Below are 19810 nucleotides of genomic sequence, written 5' to 3' on the forward strand. Positions count from 1 at the left end.
CATTCCCAATCGGGGATATATCCTCGATAAGTAGTTTGTCCGATAGTATAAGGGTAGTACGACAGTTTTTGGTACTGTTTGTCTTGGTTCGAATCCAGGTCGGACAACAAAATTTAGCATCGGATCGTGTATTTAAAAATTACATGATCCGATTTTTTTTAAACCGTAAACTACACACGGACCATGCCATTGCAGTTTAACCCGGTAAAATTATTTTCCGGAACAGGTTCAAGAGGGTTATCAGTAAAAATTGCCGAAAGTTACGGCAAGCCACTTGGCGAAGTTACTATCCACAAATTCAGCGATGGCGAATTTCAGCCTTCATTCGACGAATCAATCCGCGGTTGTGATGTTTTTTTAATCCAATCTACTTGTCAGCCAAGCGATAACTTAATGGAACTTTTGTTAATGGTTGACGCAGCAAAAAGAGCATCGGCACATTACATTACGGCAGTTGTTCCGTACTATGGTTTAGCTCGTCAGGATAGAAAGGATAAACCACGTGTAGCTATTGGGGCTAAGTTAGTTGCCAATTTATTAAAATCTGCAGGTATTCACCGTATTATGACGATGGATTTGCATGCAGCTCAAATACAAGGTTTTTTTGATATTCCAGTAGATCACTTAGATGGCTCTGTAATATTTGTTCCTTACATTAAAAGCTTAGGCTTAAAAAATTTAACAATAGCGTCGCCAGATATGGGCGGTTCTTACAGAGCTCGTACTTTTGCTAAGTTTTTTAATGCAGAAGTTATTATTTGCGATAAACGCCGTAAACGTGCCAACGAAATCGAATCTATGTCGATTATTGGAGATGTTACTGGGCAGGATGTTGTGTTAATTGACGATATTTGCGATACAGCAGGAACCTTATCAAAAGCTGCGGCTTTAATTATGGAGAATGGTGCTGCAAGTGTTAGAGCAGTTTGTACACATGCCGTTTTATCGGGCAAAGCAATTGAAACAGTAGAAAACTCGGTTTTAACTGAACTAATTGTTACGGATACCATTCCATTAAGAACGGAAAGTCCGAAAATTAGAGTGTTGAGTACAGCCAGTTTATTTGCAAGAGCAATTGCTAATGTAAATGAACACGGTTCGATTAGCGACTTGTTTAGAGTATAATTAAGTTAAAAGCTTATAGTGAATAACAAAGCGATATTCACAATTAATAAGAATAAAGAAAAAAGTAGGCGGTAAAAGTTTAAAATTTAGATTTTAATACTCGATACTAACTATTTAAATACTAATAATAAATAAAATAAAAATGAAAACAATCGCAATTAGCGGTTCTCCAAGAGAGAACGTAGGGAAACGCGATGCCAAGGAACTTCGTTACGAAGGTAAAGTTCCAGCGGTATTGTATGGTGGTAAAGAACAACAACATTTAGCTGTTGTAATTGCTGACTTAAGAGATGTAATTTATACACCAGAAGTAAACTTCGTAGAAATTGAAGTTAACGGAACTAAAACTAAAGCTATCGTAAAAGATACTCAGTTTCATCCATTAACTGATGTGTTAATGCACATCGATTTTCTTCAGTTATTCGAAGAAAAAGAAATCGTTATGGAAATCCCTGTAAAATTAACAGGAACTTCTCCAGGTGTTAAAATGGGTGGTAAATTAATCCAAAAATTACGTAAACTTCGTGTTAAATCTTTACCTGCTGATATGCCTCAAAACGTAGAAGTAAGTTTAGAGAAATTAGAAGTAGGTAGCTTGTTCCGCGTTCGCGATTTAAAAGGAACAAATTATGTTATTACTAACACTCCTGAAGATACTATCGTTTCAGTTGCAATGTCTAGAGCATTAAAACAAGCAGAAACTGAAGCTGCTAAAGGTAAAAAATAATCAAGCTTTCTTGATTTTACAGAGAACGGCTCGAATTTATTCGGGCCGTTTTTTTATGCTGTATTTTTTAGGATTTCAGTATTAATGTAATTTATTTTGCTTTCCGTAACCCATCTCTCATCAGCTAATCCTGAAGATTCATTCCCTATTGTCTATTCCCCGTTACCTATCTTCCATTTATCTTTGGTCTTTTAGCTTTAAGCTTTTACATTTGCGCCTATGAAATATCTAATAGTTGGCTTAGGAAATATCGGACCAGATTATGCGCACACACGCCATAACATAGGTTTTGATATTGCCGATGAACTGGTTAAAGGTTTAGGTGGCAGTTTCGATAACATCCGTTTGGCCTATTATGCTGAAGTAGGTTTTAAAGGAAAGAAGCTTCATGTGATCAAACCAACCACATTTATGAACCTGAGTGGTAAAGCTGTAAACTATTGGATGAAAGAGCTTAAAATAGCTCCAGAAAACGTTTTGGTTATTGTAGATGACTTAGCCTTGCCTTTAGGTAAACTTCGCTTAAAACTACAGGGAAGTAGCGCAGGGCATAACGGCTTAAAAAGTATTGAAGAGGTTTGTGGCGGGCAAAATTACGCTCGTTTACGCTTTGGCATCGGAAGCGATTACCCTAAAGGCCGCCAGGTTGATTTTGTTTTAGGCTTGTTTGATAAAAATGAACAATTAGAGTTGCCAGCTCTTATCGATAAAAGTGTCGATTTAATAAAGAGCTATGTAACAATTGGGCCAGCACATACCATGACGGCTTTTAACAAATAAAAGGCGGTTGATTTGCATAACATACCTTATAATTTTTAGTAGAGCAGGTTTCTGTGCTTTTCGGTTCCAGTAATCCTGCTTTACGTTTTACTGCGCCGATAAAAAATCGGCTTCGTGCCCACTCCAATCAGGTCTATTTTACAGTAGGTTCGAGCGCTTTTTGTACAAGCCAATGTGCCTAAACCCGATATTAGCGTAAAGCCCACAGCGAAGCGAGGACTTGTAGCGATTAGCGGGGCTGCATAAGCCAAAAGCATCAATACCATTAATTTTCAGAAAAAAATAAAGCAACCTTAAAAATATAAAGGCAAAAAAAAAGACCATCTTTCGATAGTCTTTAATATGATTTAGTTAATGATTTATTTAACTTGTTCTTCAGCCCTTGCAATGTAAGCATCAACTAATTGAGCTTCCTGGCTTTCAGGGTATTGTGTTTTAATTTTCGTGTAAGCATCAACAGCACCTTTAAAATCTTTAAGGTTTTCGTTTACTAAGCCTAATTTCTTTAAAAACATTGGCGAAGTAAATTTACTTGCTTTATCTGCTGCTTTCTTGTAATAAGTAGAAGCTTGTTTGTAGTCTTTTAATTCGCTGTAAGCATCGCCTAATAAGCCTAAAGCTAATGGATCTGCTACTGGGCTACCTGTTGCGGTATATTTGCTTAATGCTTCAACAGCTTGTTTATACTCACCTTTACGTAAATAAATACCACCTAAGTAAAGGTTAGCTAAGTTAGCTGATTTAGTGTTATCGTAATCTTTAGCAATTTGCTCTAAACCTGGGTAACCACCTTCGCCTTTAATTGCTTTGTTAGATAAAGAATCTACACCAATTAATTGCTCTGCCTTAAACATTTTGCTTGCAGCTTCTTGTGCACGATCTTTTAAGTAAACGTTTTGGTACCAAAAGTACACACCAATTAAAACGATTACAGCACCAGCTATAAATAGCAAGCTTTTATTGTTTTCCTGTAAAAAAGAACCTTTTCTAATAGGTTGAGTTGTCTGGTTATCTGTTGTAGACATGTTTGTTTAAAAAATTTAAGATTGCAAAAATACGTTTTTCAATCAAAGTATCAACCTTTATTTTGAAGTATTTGATTAAACTGTAGTTATTTAAGTGCTAGAAATAAAGGATATTGTGTTTTCGTTACCGCAATAAACTAATTAGGGTGTTAAACCAGGTTTTATTATCGCTGAAAAGACCGCTGTAGTTTATAATAAGGTAAATGGTTTGACTTTCGGAGTTGCTTATAAAAGACTTAATACGGATGGGTTGCCAAAATGCGCCAAAGTTTTTTACAGATGATGCTGGAAATACATCATCAAAGCCCATATAAACTTCTTCAATGTGTGTAAGTGGAAGTTCTAGATGTTCATCGCCTGTAATGAAAAGACCATTTGAAGCTAGTAAAATGTTACCTTCGTGATTGTGCATGGGCTTTAAAAAAGAAAATATTCCACTAATTTTTTTTAACCATCCATATCTTTTTTCTTCGTTTAGCTCATAGTCGTATGACCAAAGAACATTTCCTTCTAACATTTTTTGCGCTACCATATAATTTTCCTTGCGATGAATGTAAGCTTTAATTTTTAACATTGAATACTTGAAGGGTAAAAATTAGGTAAATTGCGCAATATTTATGTGGTTAAAAAACATTACCCTTCTCAATTTTAAAAACTATAGCGATGCAGGAATCAGCTTTTCTGAAACTGTAAACGTTTTTACGGGTAATAATGGCTCTGGCAAAACCAATATGCTCGATGCAATTCATTACCTCTGCCTTTGTAAAAGTTATTTTAATCCGATTGATAGTCAGCAGATTAAAACGAATGAAGATGTTTTTATGATTCAGGGCGATTTTGATCGGAGCAGTAAAAATGAAAAAATAAGCTGTGGTGTAAAACGAAATCAAAAAAAGCAATTTAAACGAAATAAGAAGGAATACGATAAATTGGCTGATCATATTGGTTTATTTCCTGTTGTAATGGTTTCGCCTTACGATGTGAATTTAATTATGGAAGGGAGCGAAGAGCGTAGGAAATTTATTGATAACGTGATTTCGCAAACCGATTCTCATTATCTGGATCAGTTGATTACCTATAACCGAATTCTGGCTAACCGAAATGCTTTACTTAAGCAAATAGCTATTACCAGAAAGTACGATCCAACTTTGCTCGAGATTTTTAATGAGCAGTTGGTTTTTGCTGGCAACAAAATTTTTGCTACGCGAAAAGCTTTTATGGATGAATTTATTCCGCTCTTTAACCAGTATTATGCCTACCTTACCGATAATAAAGAAACGGTTGAATTAAACTACCAATCTCAGTTAAGCGAAACGTCTTTTGAAGATCTTCTTCAAAAATCGGTTGAAAAGGATAGGGTTTTAGAAAGAACAACAACTGGCATACATAAAGATGAGCTTGCTTTTGTAATTAGCCAAATGCCTTTAAAAAAGTTTGGTTCACAAGGCCAGCAGAAATCTTTTTTAATTGCATTAAAATTAGCTCAATATGCTTACCTGGCTAAAAATAAAGGATTCAAACCTTTGCTTTTGCTCGATGATATTTTTGATAAGCTTGATGATGACCGTGTTCAGAAGCTTATGCAAATGGTTTCTCATCACGATTTTGGACAAATATTTATTACTGATACTGGAATAGAGCGGGTAAAATCAATTTTTAAAAAGATAGAAGTTGATGTAACTTTGTTTGAAGTAGATAACGGACAAATACAAAATGCGTAAACCTAATGATTTAACCATGAAAGATGCAGTCAGCAAAATGCTCGATGTGTATCGTTTGCGCCGTAAATTCGACGAAACTTCTATTCTTGCCATTTGGCCAGAAATAATGGGCACCGCAATTGCCAATCGTACCAAGCAAATTTACATTCACGATAAAAAGTTATTTATCAGGATAGAATCTTCGGTAATTAAAAATGAATTGGTTTTAGTTAGAGACGGTATAATTCAAAAACTGAATGCACATGCTGGCAGCCAGGTAATAACCGAAATGGTATTTTTATAAAAAAAGCTTGAAGGCTTTTTTAACCTTCAAGCTTTAATTTTACGGCTAAGTAAAGTATTTACCCTTTACTTCCGCCACCAAATACTTTTGCCAGTATCCAGATTAGTAGCGCAACTACAACTACTACAACTATAACGCCTGACCAAACGCCAGCTTTAAATATACCTCCTACAAGTTCACAACTGCTAAGGGTGCTGCATATTAATGCAATTAGTGCTAAAGGGATTGCTCTTTTCATAATGATGTTAATTTTGTAATAGCTAACATCAGAAAAGAAATAAAGTTTTACTTAAGCTTATTTACCGTTAACTTTTAATAATTCAATCTCAAAAATTAAAGTACTGTAAGGCGGAATATCGGGTCCGTAACCGCGTTCTCCATAAGCTAAAGTATAAGGCACAAAGAATTTATATTTGGAACCTGCTGGCATAAGTTGCACACCTTCTGTCCATCCTTTAATAACCTGATTTAAAGTAAATGTAATTGGTTCGCCTCGGTCGTAAGAACTGTCGAATTGTTTGCCACTTAATAAAGTGCCTTTATAGTTTACTAATACTGAATCTGTTGCAGTTGGTTTAACGCCTGTTCCTGCAGTTAAAACTTCATATTGTAATCCACTTGCTGTAGTTTGTACACCAGCACGTTTCTTGTTTTGCTCTAAAAAAGTTTTTCCTTCGGCAATTTGGCCTGTAAACTTGCTTTTGTTAGCACTGGTTAAAATATTGCTAATACATTCCTGCGCTTGTTGCTGATCCAAAATTAATTTGCCACCAGTAAAAGCATCTTTTAATCCTTTAAGTAGAATATCGTAATTTAAGGTAGAAAGACCAGTTGTTTTTAAACTTGCTCCAATTGATGTTCCGAAAGCATAGCTTGCAGAATCTAACGAAGATTTTAAAGCAATGGGAGCGGCTACAGGTTTTGCTGTTGTAGCTGGTTTTTTAGCTATGGGTTTTTTAGTTTGTGCAAAAGATGCAACAGCGATACCTGAAATTAATATCGTAAAGAAAACTTTTTTCATTTGTTAATAATTGTTTTTAAAGTGCGAAAGATACAAAACTTATAAAACAATAAAACCCCGAATATTCGAGGTTTTAAATTGTGTTTTTTTGGGTGATGAGGTTTTAGAAACGCTCGTCAGCTTTGAAGAAGAAGTTACCTTCAATTTCTGCATTTTCATCAGAATCTGAACCATGAACCGCGTTAGCGTCGATTGATTTAGCATATTTCTGACGGATTGTGCCTTCTGCAGCCTCAGCTGGATTAGTAGCACCGATTAATTTTCTGAAATCTTCGATAGCGTTATCTTTTTCTAAGATAGCCGCAACGATTGGTCCTGATGACATGAAGCCAACTAAATCTTTGTAGAAAGGACGCTCAGCGTGAACTGCGTAAAACTGACCAGCAGTTTCTTCAGTTAGCTTAGTATATTTTAATGCAATGATTTTAAAACCTGCATTTGTAATGTCGTTTAAAATAGATCCAATGTGGCCGTTTGCTACTGCATCTGGCTTAATCATGGTGAAAGTTCTGTTCGTGCTCATTGTGCTTTGATATCAAATTTTGTGCAAAAGTACATTTTAATTGATGAAAGAAAAATGTTTAATTAACTCATCTATTAAAAATTACAACTATAACAATATTAGTGCTTATGTGTTCTTAATATGTTACCTAATTAAAGCATTAAATTACAATGTAACTAATACTAAATTTACTTAGCTTTGCAGCGCAAAATTATGCTTACATTAACACAACTAAAATCTTTACTGGCTACGCCACAGAAAATTGTAATTACTACGCATCATAAGCCTGATGGCGATGCAATGGGTTCATCTTTGGGTTTGTACAGTTATCTGATTCAAAAAGGTCATCACGTTAAAGTGGTTACACCGACAGATTATCCAACATTTTTACATTGGATGCCTAATAACGCAGATGTAGTAATTTTTACTGAAGAAAGAGAAAAGGCCGAAAAGCTTGTAGATGAGGCCGTATTAATTTTCTGTTTGGATTTTAATACTTTAAGTCGCATTAACGAATTAGGCGAGTTGGTAAGAGCAGCTTCTGCAAAGAAAGTGATGATTGATCATCACCTCGATCCTGAAGATTTTGATGATTACCGCCACTGGGATATTAATGCTTGTGCTGCTGCCCAATTGGTTTACGATTTTATTGTTAATCAATTAGAAGATGAAAAAGGCATAAATAAAGATGTTGCATCTTGTTTATATACTGGCATAATGACCGATTCAGCGTCATTCCGTTTTCCTTTAGCAACCTCTAATGTTTATCGCATAGCGGCAAATTTAATTGATGCAGGTGCTGAACATTGGAAGATTCATCAATTGGTTTACGATAATGCCAGTGAAGACCGTTTACGTTTCTTAGGCTATTGCTTATCCAACAAATTAGAGGTTTTTCACGAATACAATACCGCAATTATTACCGTTACTAAAGAGGAGCTTGCAAAATACCACAGTGCAACAGGCGATACAGAAGGTGTGGTAAATTATGCTTTATCTATTAATGGAATCCGTTTGGCCGCATTAATTATCGAAAGAACAGATAAGGTTAAGCTATCTTTACGATCAACTGGAGATTTCCCTGCTAATGAAATTTGTAAAAAGTATTTCAATGGCGGTGGGCATAGAAACGCAGCTGGTGGTGCTTCCGATAAATCGTTAACTGAGGTTATTGAAGAGTTTAAATCAATTTTGCCAGCTTATAAAAGTCAATTAATAGTATAATAAAAATAAACAGGCATCAAGCCTGATAGTAATTAAAAACAATCAAATCAATATTGAAACCTGCGTAGCAAGCTTCATAACAAAGAAAAAAACAATCAAATCAATATTGAAACCTGCGTAGCAAGCTTCATAACAAAGAAAAAAACAATCAAATCAATAATGAAAAAAGGAATTATTATTCTGTTTGCAGCAACGTTAGGTTTAGCTGCTTGTAACAACTACAAAAAAGGCGAAGGCGATTTGCAGTACAAAATCTTAAATGACGAAGGCAAAGAAAAAATTAAAGAAGGCGATTTCGTTAAATTAAATGGTATTCAAACTGTTGAAGGTACTACTAATGCAGATTCTACTTTAGTAAATACTTACGATAACGAACGTCCTGCGTTTTTCCCAATTAACAAATCGATGTTTAAAGGCGATTTAGTTGCGGCTTTAAAAATGTTAGGTGAAGGTGATAGCGCATCATTCAAATTGAATTTAGATTCAATGGCTAAATATTCTGGTCAACCAAAACCAGCTGGTTTAAAAAGCAACTATGCAACTTTCACGGTTAAAATTGAGAAAGTTTTGCATAAAGTAGCTAACGAAGCTGATTCTACTTTCGAGAAAAAGAAAAGAGATTTCTTTGAAACAGAATACAAAGCATTAATTGCTAAAAACAAAGCAGGTGAAAATGCTAAAATCAAAAAATACATTGATGATAATAAATTAGAAGTTAAATCAACAGCTTCAGGTTTGCAGTACATTATTGAAAAACCAGGTAATGCTGAAAGAGCAGCTTTAACTGATACAGCTCTTGTTGATTACACAGGTCAGTTTACTAATAAAAAAGGTAACGGTAAAATCAATGTATTTGATACATCTGACGAGAAAATTGCGAAAGAAGCAGGTCTTTACTCTCCAATGGCTCAATACGCAGCTCGTCCGTTAGTTTTAGGTCAGTTAGCTCCAGGTTTTATTGAAGGTGTTCAATTAATCGGTGTTGGTGGTAAAATCAAAATCATTATCCCTTCTAAATTAGGTTACGGCGAAAATGGTGGTGGTCCAATTAATCCATTTACTCCATTAGTTTTTGATATTGAAATTAAAGCAATTAAAAAAGGACCAGTAGGTGCTCCAGTTACATTGCCTCCAGTTCAAGCAACTCCAGCTCAATAATAAAACATTAATTATATAGAAAGCCCTGAGATTTTTAAGATCTCAGGGCTTTTCTTTTTGCTAAACTTTAACTTTTAATTTTGAGTTTTTCGCTTTCGGCTTAATCCTTAACTTTGCACCATGATTTTTACCGATACACACACGCATTTATATTACGAGCAAGATGCAGAAAAACAAGCCCAGTTAATGGAACGCTGTTTTGAGAATAATGTAAATCGTTTATTCTTGCCCAATGTAGATGTAAAATCAATTGCAATGATTGATGATTTGGTAAGCAAATATCCTGAAAATTGTTTTGCTATGGCGGGTTTGCATCCATGCGATGTTAAGGAAGATTACATTGCTCAATTGAATACAATTTACAAAAGCATATCGGATAGAAAAATTTATGCAATCGGTGAAATTGGTATTGATTTATATTGGGATAATACGACGTTGGGAATTCAGCAAGACGCTTTCCGCACGCAAATAAACTGGGCCAAAACAATGGGCTTACCAATAGTTATTCATTGCAGAGAAGCCTTTAATGAAGTTTTTGAAGTTTTAGAAAGTGAGCGGGATGAAAAACTTAGAGGTATTTTTCATTGTTTTACAGGAAACGAACAACAGGCAAAGCAAGCCATAGATTTGAATTTCTATTTGGGTATTGGAGGAGTCGTAACCTACAAAAAATCGGGGTTAGATGCTGTTTTAGCTCAAATTCCTTTGGCTGATTTAGTTTTAGAAACCGATTCACCCTATTTAGCGCCTGTTCCTTTTAGAGGAAAGCCTAACGAAAGCAGCTATTTGATTTACGTAGCGCAAAAACTTGCCGATATTTATGGTTGCACAGTTGAAGAGATTGCGAATGTAACAACCGAAAATTCAAAGAAAATTTTCGGGGTTTAAAAAATATAGATTATTTTACGTTATTGGTAAATAAAGCGATTATAAATTACGTTATTGTTAATAATAATTGATTTATGAGATTGTTTATTATGATTTTATAAATATTATCTAATCATTTGTAATTTTTTGCTTTCTTTGCGGTGAGCAACCCTTACCAAACCAAATGAACAAAATTCTTATAATTTATACTGGTGGAACTATCGGTATGATAAACGACCCAGATAACGGAATGTTAATTCCCTTTAATTTTGAACAGATTAAAGAAAATGTTCCTGAATTAAATCGTTTAAATTATCATTTGGATGTTCATTCTTTTAGTCCAGTTTTGGATTCATCCAACATGGATCCCGAAATTTGGAAAACATTGGCCGAACTTATTCATGCAAATTATGATTTATACGATGGATTTGTAATTCTTCATGGCTCAGATACAATGGCTTTTACGGCCTCTGCTTTAAGTTTTATGTTAGAAAACCTGAGCAAGCCCGTAGTTTTAACAGGCTCTCAATTACCAATAGGCGAAATTAGAACAGATGCAAAGGAAAATTTAATTACTGCGTTGGAAATAGCCGCAACCAAAGAGAATGGCAAAGCTTTAGTGCCCGAGGTTTGTATTTATTTCGATGCTCAGTTATTTAGAGGTAATCGCTCTATAAAATATAATATAGAAAAATTTGAGGCCTTTCGTTCTCCAAACTACCCTTTGTTAGCAGAAGCAGGCGTTCATCTACAGTTTCACAGTAATTATATTTTAAATGCGCCTACAGAAAAGTTAATTTTGCGCACTAATTTTAATTCTAATATTGGAGTTTTAAAACTATATCCTGGAATTACATTACAGGCAGTACAAGCCATAACTGAATCTAAAGTAGATGCCATTATTCTCGAAACTTTTGGCTCGGGGAACACTACAACGGCACAATGGTTTTTAGATAGCTTGCAACATGCGTTAGATAACAATAAGATTATTGTCGATATTTCTCAATGTAAGAAAGGCTCTGTTCAGTTAGGCAGGTACGAAACAAGCCGTGAATTACAGCAAATGGGTATTTTAAGTGGTTTCGATTTAACTTTCGAAGCAACAGTAACCAAACTTATGTTTGTAATGGGTTTAGGTTTACCGATCGATGAAAGTAAGAAGTTAATGGAACAATCTTTGCGTGGCGAATTAACTAATTAAGTAAAACTTCTGCAATTATGACCCTCATCATTTCGGTTATAAGTAATAAGCTCTATTTTTGTCGATAAGCATAGTCGTCTTACTGAATTTATTTCAGCATGACGGAAAGGAGATAACATGAAAATAGAACAAATATATACGGGTTGTTTAGCAGAAGCTGCATATTACATTGAAAGTAATGGCGAAGCTGCAATTATTGATCCGCTGAGAGAGGTTGGAACTTATTTAAAGAAAGCAGAAAAAGCTGGTGCAACCATTAAATATATTTTTGAAACTCACTTTCATGCTGATTTCGTTTCAGGGCATGTAGATCTAGCCGAAAAATCTGGTGCCGAAATTATTTACGGTCCTACTGCGAAAACTGAATTCAAGTCTTATGTAGCCAAAGATGGCGAGCAATTTCAAATCGGAAATATTACAATCACGGCTTTGCATACGCCTGGCCATACGCTAGAATCTACAACTTATTTGTTAACTGATGAAAATGGAAAAGATCATTGCATTTTCAGTGGCGATACACTTTTTATTGGTGACGTAGGTCGGCCAGATTTAGCACAAAAAGGCAATTTAACAATGGAAGATTTGGCAGGAATGCTTTTCGACTCGTTAAATGAAAAAATTAAACCTTTGGCCGATGATGTAATTGTTTACCCAGCGCATGGTGCTGGTTCGGCTTGCGGCAAAAGCATGAGTAAAGAAACTTTTGATTCTTTAGGTCATCAGAAACAAGTTAACTACGCCTTAAAGGCAACAACTAAAGCGCAATTTATTGAAGAAGTTACGGATGGTATTATGCCTCCGCCACAGTATTTTGCAAAAAATGCAGCGATTAACAAAGGTGGAGTAGAAAGTATTGATGACGTTTACGAAAAAGGATTAAATCCTTTAACGCCTCAGGCTTTTGAAGATTTGGCTAACCAAACAGGAGCCATAATGTTAGACACACGCGACCCACAGGTTTTTGCTAAGGGATTTATTCCAAATGCTATAAATATTGGTTTAAACGGGCAGTTTGCGCCTTGGGTTGGTGCATTAATTACCGATTTGCAGCAGCCGATTTTATTAATTACCGATGAAGGCAAAGAAGAAGAAACCATTACACGCTTAACTCGTGTTGGTTACGATAGTACAATTGGATATCTGGATGGTGGTTTTGAAAGATGGACGGAAGCTGGAAAAGAAATTGATACCATTGAATCTATTTCTGCAGATGAATTTGAAATTGCTTCAAATTCGGGTGAAATTATAGCGCTTGATGTGCGTAAGCCTGGCGAGTATGAATCCGAACATCTAGAGTTTACCCTAAGTCGTCCTCTAGACTTTATAAACGATTGGACGAATGAGATCGATAATAAATCTACTTATTATATTCATTGTGCTGGCGGATATCGATCTATGATTGCAGCTTCGATTTTAAAATCTCGTGGGGTAGAAAGCGTAATCGATGTTGCAGGAGGTTATGGCGCTATAAAAAATACAAACTTAAAAAGAACAGATTTTGCTTGCCCTAGTAAAGCAATGAAAGGCTAATCAAGTTGGGTTTCACCCTCCAAGATCTTTTAGAGGGAGTTATATTAAACTAATCAATGTTCACCTGTTAATTTAAAAGTCTAAGCTGGTAAACAAAACAATATGTCACAAACTCAAAATCATTACGATATCCTTATTATTGGCGCTGGTCCAATTGGTATGGCTTGTGCTATTGAAGCAAAAAAGGCTAACTTAAGTTACGTAATTGTAGAGAAAGGTGCGCTCGTAAATAGTTTATTTAATTACCCCGTTTTCATGACTTTCTTCTCCACTTCTCAAAAGCTGGAGATTGGTGGTGTGCCTTTTGTAACGATTAATCCTAAACCAAATAGAAACGAAGCAGTTGAATACTATCGTCGTGTTGCTGAGAAGTTCGATTTGAATATTCATCTTTTTGAAACAGTAAAGCAGGTAGTTAAAAATGATGATGAAGTTTTTGAAATTCATACATCAAAAACAAATTATACGGCAAATAATGTAATTGTTTCAACTGGCTTTTACGATGTCCCATTATTAATGAATATACCTGGTGAAGACTTACCTAAAGTTACGCATTATTATAAAGACCCGCACTTATATGCATTTCAAAATGTAGTTGTGGTTGGAGCAAATAATTCTGGTGTAGATGCTGCACTCGAAACTTACCGTAAAGGTGCAAATGTAACTATGGTTGTGCGTAGTGGAGAGCTTGGTCCGCATGTAAAATATTGGGTTCGTCCTGATATTCAAAATCGAATTAAAGAAGGTGAAGTTGCAGCTCTTTTCAATTCTGAATTAGTAGAAATTAGAGAGAATGAAGTTGATATAAAAACACCTGAAGGTTTAAAAACCATTGCCAACGATTTTGTAATTGCTATGACGGGTTATCAACCCGATTTTTCTATGCTTCGTAAATTTGGAATCGATTTGCCCGAAAGCCTGTGCCCAGTTTACAATGAAGAAACCATGGAAACAAATGTTAAAGGTTTGTATCTGGCTGGTGTAGTTTGCGGTGGTTTAGATACGCACAAGCTTTTTATCGAAAATTCGAGGGTTCATGCTGAAATAATTATAGGGAATATTGTTGTTTAAACTTTCTTACTTAAATCGGTAATCAAAATATTTTTATTCAGTTTTAATAGCTCTTCTATAAATTTGTCCTTGTTTTCGGGTGAAATGTAAATCTCATCCCAACGCTTATATTTCAAAATTAATCCATTAATACCTGTTGTGGGTTTAAAATTTGCAAAAGCAATCTTTCCAGTTATAATCTCAGAAATGCGATCTATTTTTATTTTTCCAGCAATAGGGCCTGTTCTGTACAATACATATTCAGAAGTAAGCTGGTAATAGGTTTTAAAATAAATCCAAACTAAGAGAATAATGCAAGCCCAACATTATTAGCTGAAATGGAATTATTACCATGAAATCATTTCTAGCAAAAAGCTGATAAAAAGACATCAATAACAGTCCAAAAACCGCAAATAACACGATAACAATAAAATAGGTGCTCTTTGTGCTTTTGAAAAACATATTACTTTATTGGCACTTTCAAAACATTACCCGCAAAATTTTCAATGGCTGTTTCTACACTTGGTAAATCTTTCGAAGTCAAGTAAGAACCCAATACATGATTTCCAGCATTTGGAATGGCTATTTTCTTTTTTAATTCGATTGGTGTTCCAAGCTCATCAAACATTTTTAACATGGCATCAACACGCACAACAGGATCCTGTTCGGTTTCGTTTTTATAATAATAGAGCATTAATACAGGTTGCTTTACTTTTTCGAAAACGCTTTTAGTCATCGTGGTTTCTACAAATTCTTGTAACTCTACTAACGATTCGATTCTGTAGTTGGTGTACCAGTATTTTTTGTATTCCAGCGTTCTTCCATCAACCGTTCGTTCATCGCTGCCAAGCACCTTTCTGGCTATTTGCAAACCCCATGGGTCGTTAAGCATCCAGGCATTTTTATCATTTATTGCAACATTTGGCGATAGTAAGATTAGGCTGTTGATTTGTGGATAAGTTGCTGCAAGTTTTAAGGCTACGGTTCCACCAGTAGAAGTGCCAACCAAAATTACTTTTTTACCTAATTTTTTTCCAATGGCATAAGCTTGTTTACTGGTTTCCCAAAGTCTATCGGCTGTAAAATATTGCATTGGTGCAATGGTATCTATGCCATGATCTGCAAGGCGGGCGAGGTATAAGTTTGCTTTTAATTTCTTTGCCAAATTTAAATGCACTGGGTTGCCTTCTGTTTTCGAAGCCGAGAAACCATGTAGATAAACAACTACATATTCGGTTTGCTGGTGTGTAGAATCTGCCCAAATAATTTCTGCCTCGTTGCCAGGCTTAATTTTATGCTTGCTTTCAATCTCGGCTACATATTTTTCAAGTTCTTTTAGTTCGGGAACTTTTACTGGTGTGGCCAGATATAATGGTTTTTTAGGCTTTGGTCCAGCAAAATAAGCCGCAACCAAAATTGCAGATAATCCGAGCAGAACTTTATAACGTTTTTTCATCTGGATAATTGATTTTTAATGCTTCTCTTTTACAACTGCTGCGGTAACCATCAATTGCCCAACATGGCGCATGGTATGTTCTGCAGCATGAAATAGTAAGCCAATAACTGTTGATGGTAAACCTGCTCTTCCAACGCCACGATAATCGCCCAAAGTCGCTTCGTCAGTGTATTTGAGTTGCTGTAATGCTAAATCTACCTGTTTATTAAATCTTTCAACCAATGCATTTATACTATAACCTTCAGTAGAATCCTTCCCTTCTTCATATAGTTGTTCGAATTGAACATCTGTGAGTTTTTCTGCTCTTGCATAACTGAAAACTCTATCAAGTACACCGCTTAAATGCTGAAGATGGAAACCTACAGATGCCATGTTTGCCGGGCGTAACCATAGTAATTCTACAGGGAAGTGCTGCATGTATTCATTAATTTCTTCTCTGGCTTGCAATAATGCGTGAGCAATAGGTTGCAATACAGTTATAAATTCGGGCGATGGGCCTCTTTGCCAGACTTCTAGTTTTTGGGACATTTAACTGCTTTTTAATCTAACTAAAGGTAAAATATTTAATGAATAACTGAAACCTGCAATGGATTTGAAAATCTGCATTTTCGGTTTGGATTGCATAAACTTATGTTTATAAACCTGAGCGGAACGAGCACGACTCCCGATTTTTAACATCTGCCCTAATGAATTGAATTGAAGCTTTCGAACTTTTACAGGTTTAATCGGGAGAAGTAAAGTGAAGCGCAGGACTGAAGAATGTAATTTGTAGTTCCTTAGCTTTCCAAATCCTTATTATTAGCAATATACATTATCTTTTTATGGGAAATTAGCTTAAGTTTGCATTCAAAATTTTTCGACTTAATGCCGGGAATTGAACAGATAAAAAAACCTATAGCAGCCGATATTAAAGCGTTTGAAAAAACCTTTAAAGAATCTATGCACAGCGATGCGCCGTTGCTAGATAGGATTACGCACTACATTGTAAAACAAAAGGGCAAGCAAATGCGCCCCATGTTTGTGTTTTTTGCCGCAAAACTTTGCGGTGGAATTACCGAATCGACACATCGTGGTGCTGCTTTGGTAGAACTTTTACACACCGCAACGTTGGTGCATGATGATGTGGTGGATAATGCCTACGAGCGTCGCGGATTTTTCTCAATAAATGCTTTATGGAAGAATAAAATTGCTGTTTTAGTTGGCGATTATCTTTTAGCAAAAGGTTTATTGCTATCTGTAAACAATAACGAACATCGTTTGTTACAAATTGTATCGGAAGCGGTAAAACAAATGAGCGAGGGCGAATTGTTGCAAATTGAAAAGGTTAGAAAAATGGATATTTCGGAAGATTTATATTTCGACGTAATCCGGCAGAAAACAGCTTCTTTAATTGCTTCGTGTTGCGCTGCAGGTGCGGCTTCGGCTGGTGCCGATGATGCTACTATAGAGAAAATGCGGTTGTTTGGCGAAAAGGTTGGTATTGCTTTTCAAATTAAAGATGATACTTTCGATTTTGGAACTGACGATGTTGGTAAACCGCTTGGTATCGATATTAAGGAGAAGAAAGTTACTTTGCCTTTAATTTACGCTTTAAATAAGGCAGAAAAAGCAGAGCGTAAGCAGATTATTAATTTGGTAAAGAATCATCAGGATGACCCAGTTAAAATTCAACAGATTATAGATTTTGTAAACGCTAAAGAAGGTGTTTACTATGCCAATCAGAAAATGCAGGAATACCAAAAGGAAGCTTTTGATATTTTACACGAGTTTGAAACTGGTGAAGCAAGAACTGGCTTAGAACAACTTGTATTATACACAACTGAACGTAAAAAATAAATGAGCAACGAGTTACTTTTTAGCATAGGCTTTCTTCTATTTATTGTGCTTATCCTGGCTTTAGATTTAGGTCTTTTTAGTCGGAAGGAACATGTTGTAAGCTTAAAACAGGCTGGAATAATGAGTTTAATTATGATTGTGCTTGCAATCGGATTTTACTTTATTTTGCTTACTGAAGGTCACCAATTACATGGAATAACAGATTTTGCACACCTAAAGGAGATTGTAGCCAAACACCAACATCGAATAAAGCTTATTCCTGATGATTTTGACGGTAGTTTGGCCATCTACAGGCAAAATCTTGGACTAGAATTCCTGACTGGTTATGTGATAGAATATGCACTTTCTGTAGATAATATTTTCGTAATCGTTTTAATTTTTACGGCTTTTGCGGTAGAGGAGAAATATTATCACCGAGTATTGTTTTGGGGTATTTTGGGCGCAATTATTATGCGTTTTATATTCATTTTCATTGGGGCAGCATTAATAACAAAGTTCGCCTGGATACTTTATGTTTTTGGCGCCTTCTTAGTATTTACAGGAGTTAGAATGTTTTTCAGTAAAGAAGAAGACGACAAAATAGATCCTCAAAATCACCCTGTGGTAAAATGGGCCTCGAAAATATTTGCCATTCACCCAAAGTATGAGGGTAAAAATTTCTTTGTAAAAATTAATCACAAAACATTCGTTACCCCATTATTCCTGGTGCTTTTAATTGTAGAATTTACCGATTTGCTTTTCGCTGTCGATTCTATTCCAGCAATTTTTGCCGTAACCAAAGATCCATATATTGTTTTCTTTTCGAATATTTTTGCGATTATGGGACTGCGTTCTATGTTCTTTCTACTGGTAAATATTATCCATAAATTTCATTATCTGAAAACAGGCTTAGCCTTTTTATTAGCATTTATTGGAGTTAAAATGCTTGCCCACGATTACTTGGAGAAATGGGGTTTTACCACAGAACATTCGTTAATTGTTATTCTAAGTATTCTGGTAATTAGTGTAGTGGCATCGCTGGTTTTCCCGAAGAAGGTAGCGCACAAATAATTTTTCACCATCTAAGATTCTGTGTTGATTTCCAAATAATATTTTATTAATTTTGTTTTCTAGGCAGTCCAGAACTAGCCTGTAATAGCGTACTGATCTTGTATCTGTACGCTATTCTCTTTTTCAAGATAATGGGTATCATATGTATTTTTATTTTTAAATAATATATACATCATTTCTAATAATTTTCTTTGTACTGCGACTAACCCTTTCATTTTTATTCCATTTCTACCCACAATTCTGGCATATATTGCCTTAAATCTTTCGTCCCATTTAACAGCACTTAATGCCGGCAGGTACATTGCCTTTCTTAAACTTCGATTTCCTTTCTTAGATATCTTTGGCTTTCCTTTTACTGATGTACCGGATTGTTTTTCTTTTACATCAAGGCCTGCGTAGCTGGTAAGCTGTTTTTTACTCCGTATCAATTCAAATCCGTTAGTTTCTGCCAGAACTATTATTGCTGTCAATTCTCCAACACCCGGTATTGAGCTCATAATCCGCACTTCTTGCTCCAAATCTTTATTTTCGCTAACAATCTCTTTGATATCTTGCTTGATTTCTTTTTCCTGTTTATTCAAAAAAAATATTCTGTCCTGTAGCCGCTCTATACTTTTCTGGTAGGGATATGCTTCAGAACTTTCTGCATGCAACTGATTTTTAACCATGGATCTTTCTGATACAATTTGATCACGCTCTCGTGATAGTTGTTGAAGATTTCTATATACCGCCTTTGGCCTTTGCCAATTATCTAACTTACGCTCTAATCCAAACTGGGCTATAGCTTCTGAACAAGTTTTATCAGTGATGGTCTTGTTCTCTAATGTGCGCATATAGTTGCTTATCTTATTTGGCAGAATAATACTTACTTCATAGTCATTTTCTGCCAGATGATAGGCAATTTTCTGGTGGTAAACGCCTGTGGCCTCCATTACGTAACGAATATTTATCGTATTATCCGTATGTTTTTTAACCCATTCCAATAGTGATCTGATCCCCGAATCACTATTCTTAAAAACCTTATGGGCATAAAGCTCGATAGTGAAATCTTCCAGTGTTCTACCTAAGGTTACCACTAATTCTTTCTGGGCTACATCTATGCCCAATACTTGTTTTAATACTTTTTTCATCTTTTATCTTATAATGTAATTGATGAATCTCTCTTCGTTTTCTCTCCTGGTTGGATATTCTGGATATCATGAAGCATGGTTCCTTACATTCTGTTCAAACTCGAAAAGATAGAAAAGGATGAGG

22 protein-coding genes are annotated in these 19810 nt (G+C 35.4%); 13 read left to right on the forward strand and 9 right to left on the reverse strand.

Going from position 1 to position 19810, the window contains the following annotated elements:
* The first annotated feature begins 183 nt into the window (after nt 1-183).
* The 3 genes from ACZZZI_RS13205 to pth all read left to right on the forward strand — a co-directional run bounded on the left by ACZZZI_RS13205 (nt 184) and on the right by pth (nt 2632).
* Nucleotides 184-1125 (forward strand): ribose-phosphate pyrophosphokinase, encoded by a 942-nt coding sequence (locus tag ACZZZI_RS13205; RefSeq protein ID WP_316756105.1) that lies wholly within the window; start codon nt 184-186, stop codon nt 1123-1125.
* Between the two features lie 142 nt (nt 1126-1267).
* A complete protein-coding gene (locus ACZZZI_RS13210) occupies nt 1268-1852 on the forward strand; it encodes a 50S ribosomal protein L25/general stress protein Ctc (protein ID WP_316756107.1) in 585 nt (194 codons plus the stop codon).
* 219 nt (nt 1853-2071) lie between these two features.
* Complete coding sequence (pth, locus tag ACZZZI_RS13215; RefSeq protein ID WP_316756109.1) at nt 2072-2632, forward strand: aminoacyl-tRNA hydrolase; 561 nt, start codon at nt 2072-2074, stop codon at nt 2630-2632.
* 359 nt (nt 2633-2991) lie between these two features.
* Here pth and ACZZZI_RS13220 read toward each other — a convergent pair whose 3' ends face one another.
* Both ACZZZI_RS13220 and ACZZZI_RS13225 read right to left on the reverse strand, forming a co-directional pair.
* A complete protein-coding gene (locus tag ACZZZI_RS13220; protein WP_316756111.1) occupies nt 2992-3657 on the reverse strand; it encodes a tetratricopeptide repeat protein in 666 nt (221 codons plus the stop codon).
* Nucleotides 3658-3781: 124 nt separating this feature from the next.
* A complete protein-coding gene (locus tag ACZZZI_RS13225; RefSeq protein WP_316756113.1) occupies nt 3782-4231 on the reverse strand; it encodes a hypothetical protein in 450 nt (149 codons plus the stop codon).
* A 43-nt stretch (nt 4232-4274) separates the two neighbouring features.
* Here ACZZZI_RS13225 and recF point away from each other — a divergent pair, with 43 nt between their 5' ends.
* Together recF and ACZZZI_RS13235 are read left to right on the forward strand one after the other, a co-directional pair.
* Entirely contained in the window at nt 4275-5378 is a 1104-nt protein-coding gene (recF, locus tag ACZZZI_RS13230; RefSeq protein WP_463489644.1) for a DNA replication/repair protein RecF, read from the forward strand.
* Nucleotides 5371-5661 carry a DciA family protein gene (locus tag ACZZZI_RS13235; RefSeq protein WP_316756118.1) on the forward strand — a complete coding sequence of 97 codons (291 nt, stop codon included), beginning with the start codon at nt 5371-5373 and terminating at the stop codon, nt 5659-5661. Before recF ends, ACZZZI_RS13235 begins: the two co-directional genes overlap by 8 nt.
* A gap of 58 nt (nt 5662-5719) precedes the next feature.
* Here the strand turns inward: ACZZZI_RS13235 and ACZZZI_RS13240 are convergent, their stop codons facing one another.
* The 3 genes from ACZZZI_RS13240 to ACZZZI_RS13250 all read right to left on the reverse strand — a co-directional run bounded on the left by ACZZZI_RS13240 (nt 5720) and on the right by ACZZZI_RS13250 (nt 7205).
* Nucleotides 5720-5899, reverse strand: a complete 180-nt coding sequence (locus ACZZZI_RS13240; RefSeq protein WP_316756121.1) for a hypothetical protein — start codon at nt 5897-5899, stop codon at nt 5720-5722.
* A 57-nt stretch (nt 5900-5956) separates the two neighbouring features.
* Nucleotides 5957-6682, reverse strand: coding sequence for an FKBP-type peptidyl-prolyl cis-trans isomerase (locus ACZZZI_RS13245; RefSeq protein WP_344766792.1), 726 nt, complete (start codon nt 6680-6682; stop codon nt 5957-5959).
* Nucleotides 6683-6785: 103 nt separating this feature from the next.
* Nucleotides 6786-7205 carry a nucleoside-diphosphate kinase gene (locus ACZZZI_RS13250; protein WP_188416819.1) on the reverse strand — a complete coding sequence of 140 codons (420 nt, stop codon included), beginning with the start codon at nt 7203-7205 and terminating at the stop codon, nt 6786-6788.
* A 192-nt stretch (nt 7206-7397) separates the two neighbouring features.
* Between ACZZZI_RS13250 and ACZZZI_RS13255 the strand changes: the two genes are divergently transcribed.
* The 6 genes from ACZZZI_RS13255 to ACZZZI_RS13280 all read left to right on the forward strand — a co-directional run bounded on the left by ACZZZI_RS13255 (nt 7398) and on the right by ACZZZI_RS13280 (nt 14235).
* On the forward strand, nt 7398-8408 hold the full coding sequence (locus ACZZZI_RS13255) for a DHH family phosphoesterase (RefSeq protein ID WP_316756125.1): 1011 nt from the start codon (nt 7398-7400) through the stop codon (nt 8406-8408).
* A 159-nt stretch (nt 8409-8567) separates the two neighbouring features.
* Nucleotides 8568-9566, forward strand: coding sequence for an FKBP-type peptidyl-prolyl cis-trans isomerase (locus ACZZZI_RS13260; protein WP_316756127.1), 999 nt, complete (start codon nt 8568-8570; stop codon nt 9564-9566).
* Nucleotides 9567-9686: 120 nt separating this feature from the next.
* On the forward strand, nt 9687-10454 hold the full coding sequence (locus tag ACZZZI_RS13265; protein ID WP_463489645.1) for a TatD family hydrolase: 768 nt from the start codon (nt 9687-9689) through the stop codon (nt 10452-10454).
* Nucleotides 10455-10617: 163 nt separating this feature from the next.
* A complete protein-coding gene (locus ACZZZI_RS13270; protein ID WP_463489646.1) occupies nt 10618-11634 on the forward strand; it encodes an asparaginase in 1017 nt (338 codons plus the stop codon).
* Nucleotides 11635-11751: 117 nt separating this feature from the next.
* Nucleotides 11752-13164, forward strand: coding sequence for an MBL fold metallo-hydrolase (locus ACZZZI_RS13275; protein ID WP_463489647.1), 1413 nt, complete (start codon nt 11752-11754; stop codon nt 13162-13164).
* Between the two features lie 102 nt (nt 13165-13266).
* On the forward strand, nt 13267-14235 hold the full coding sequence (locus ACZZZI_RS13280) for a YpdA family putative bacillithiol disulfide reductase (RefSeq protein WP_463489648.1): 969 nt from the start codon (nt 13267-13269) through the stop codon (nt 14233-14235).
* On the opposite strand, the gene ACZZZI_RS13285 is transcribed toward ACZZZI_RS13280, so the two are convergent.
* The 3 genes from ACZZZI_RS13285 to ACZZZI_RS13295 form a co-directional block, all read right to left on the reverse strand.
* Nucleotides 14232-14528 (reverse strand): PH domain-containing protein, encoded by a 297-nt coding sequence (locus tag ACZZZI_RS13285; RefSeq protein ID WP_463491798.1) that lies wholly within the window; start codon nt 14526-14528, stop codon nt 14232-14234. The genes ACZZZI_RS13280 and ACZZZI_RS13285 overlap by 4 nt on opposite strands.
* 149 nt (nt 14529-14677) lie before the next feature.
* Entirely contained in the window at nt 14678-15670 is a 993-nt protein-coding gene (locus tag ACZZZI_RS13290; RefSeq protein ID WP_463489649.1) for an alpha/beta hydrolase, read from the reverse strand.
* A 15-nt stretch (nt 15671-15685) separates the two neighbouring features.
* Nucleotides 15686-16198, reverse strand: a complete 513-nt coding sequence (locus ACZZZI_RS13295; RefSeq protein WP_424058414.1) for a DinB family protein — start codon at nt 16196-16198, stop codon at nt 15686-15688.
* Between the two features lie 336 nt (nt 16199-16534).
* Between ACZZZI_RS13295 and ACZZZI_RS13300 the strand changes: the two genes are divergently transcribed.
* Nucleotides 16535-17506: a polyprenyl synthetase family protein gene (locus ACZZZI_RS13300; RefSeq protein ID WP_316756143.1), complete on the forward strand. Its 972-nt coding sequence runs from the start codon at nt 16535-16537 to the stop codon at nt 17504-17506.
* Nucleotides 17507-18556: a TerC/Alx family metal homeostasis membrane protein gene (locus ACZZZI_RS13305; RefSeq protein ID WP_316756145.1), complete on the forward strand. Its 1050-nt coding sequence runs from the start codon at nt 17507-17509 to the stop codon at nt 18554-18556. It begins immediately after the preceding gene.
* A 74-nt stretch (nt 18557-18630) separates the two neighbouring features.
* On the opposite strand, the gene ACZZZI_RS13310 is transcribed toward ACZZZI_RS13305, so the two are convergent.
* Nucleotides 18631-19686 carry an IS110 family transposase gene (locus ACZZZI_RS13310; protein ID WP_463488481.1) on the reverse strand — a complete coding sequence of 352 codons (1056 nt, stop codon included), beginning with the start codon at nt 19684-19686 and terminating at the stop codon, nt 18631-18633.
* Between the last annotated feature and the right edge of the window lie 124 nt (nt 19687-19810).

This window comes from Pedobacter sp. AC190, assembly GCF_979258025.1.

Excerpts from the sequence above, each read along its gene's own strand:
- ACZZZI_RS13250 (WP_188416819.1), bottom strand. The coding sequence starts at position 7,205 with ATGAGCACGAACAGAACTTTCACCATGATTAAGCCAGATGCAGTAGCA.
- ACZZZI_RS13270 (WP_463489646.1), top strand. The coding sequence starts at position 10,618 with ATGAACAAAATTCTTATAATTTATACTGGTGGAACTATCGGTATGATA.
- ACZZZI_RS13245 (WP_344766792.1), bottom strand. The coding sequence starts at position 6,682 with ATGAAAAAAGTTTTCTTTACGATATTAATTTCAGGTATCGCTGTTGCA.
- ACZZZI_RS13240 (WP_316756121.1), bottom strand. The coding sequence starts at position 5,899 with ATGAAAAGAGCAATCCCTTTAGCACTAATTGCATTAATATGCAGCACC.
- ACZZZI_RS13275 (WP_463489647.1), top strand. The coding sequence starts at position 11,752 with ATGAAAATAGAACAAATATATACGGGTTGTTTAGCAGAAGCTGCATAT.
- ACZZZI_RS13255 (WP_316756125.1), top strand. The coding sequence starts at position 7,398 with ATGCTTACATTAACACAACTAAAATCTTTACTGGCTACGCCACAGAAA.
- ACZZZI_RS13265 (WP_463489645.1), top strand. The coding sequence starts at position 9,687 with ATGATTTTTACCGATACACACACGCATTTATATTACGAGCAAGATGCA.
- ACZZZI_RS13260 (WP_316756127.1), top strand. The coding sequence starts at position 8,568 with ATGAAAAAAGGAATTATTATTCTGTTTGCAGCAACGTTAGGTTTAGCT.
- ACZZZI_RS13295 (WP_424058414.1), bottom strand. The coding sequence starts at position 16,198 with ATGTCCCAAAAACTAGAAGTCTGGCAAAGAGGCCCATCGCCCGAATTT.
- ACZZZI_RS13225 (WP_316756113.1), bottom strand. The coding sequence starts at position 4,231 with ATGTTAAAAATTAAAGCTTACATTCATCGCAAGGAAAATTATATGGTA.
- ACZZZI_RS13280 (WP_463489648.1), top strand. The coding sequence starts at position 13,267 with ATGTCACAAACTCAAAATCATTACGATATCCTTATTATTGGCGCTGGT.
- ACZZZI_RS13305 (WP_316756145.1), top strand. The coding sequence starts at position 17,507 with ATGAGCAACGAGTTACTTTTTAGCATAGGCTTTCTTCTATTTATTGTG.
- ACZZZI_RS13220 (WP_316756111.1), bottom strand. The coding sequence starts at position 3,657 with ATGTCTACAACAGATAACCAGACAACTCAACCTATTAGAAAAGGTTCT.
- pth (WP_316756109.1), top strand. The coding sequence starts at position 2,072 with ATGAAATATCTAATAGTTGGCTTAGGAAATATCGGACCAGATTATGCG.
- recF (WP_463489644.1), top strand. The coding sequence starts at position 4,275 with ATGTGGTTAAAAAACATTACCCTTCTCAATTTTAAAAACTATAGCGAT.
- ACZZZI_RS13310 (WP_463488481.1), bottom strand. The coding sequence starts at position 19,686 with ATGAAAAAAGTATTAAAACAAGTATTGGGCATAGATGTAGCCCAGAAA.
- ACZZZI_RS13205 (WP_316756105.1), top strand. The coding sequence starts at position 184 with ATGCCATTGCAGTTTAACCCGGTAAAATTATTTTCCGGAACAGGTTCA.
- ACZZZI_RS13210 (WP_316756107.1), top strand. The coding sequence starts at position 1,268 with ATGAAAACAATCGCAATTAGCGGTTCTCCAAGAGAGAACGTAGGGAAA.
- ACZZZI_RS13290 (WP_463489649.1), bottom strand. The coding sequence starts at position 15,670 with ATGAAAAAACGTTATAAAGTTCTGCTCGGATTATCTGCAATTTTGGTT.
- ACZZZI_RS13235 (WP_316756118.1), top strand. The coding sequence starts at position 5,371 with ATGCGTAAACCTAATGATTTAACCATGAAAGATGCAGTCAGCAAAATG.
- ACZZZI_RS13300 (WP_316756143.1), top strand. The coding sequence starts at position 16,535 with ATGCCGGGAATTGAACAGATAAAAAAACCTATAGCAGCCGATATTAAA.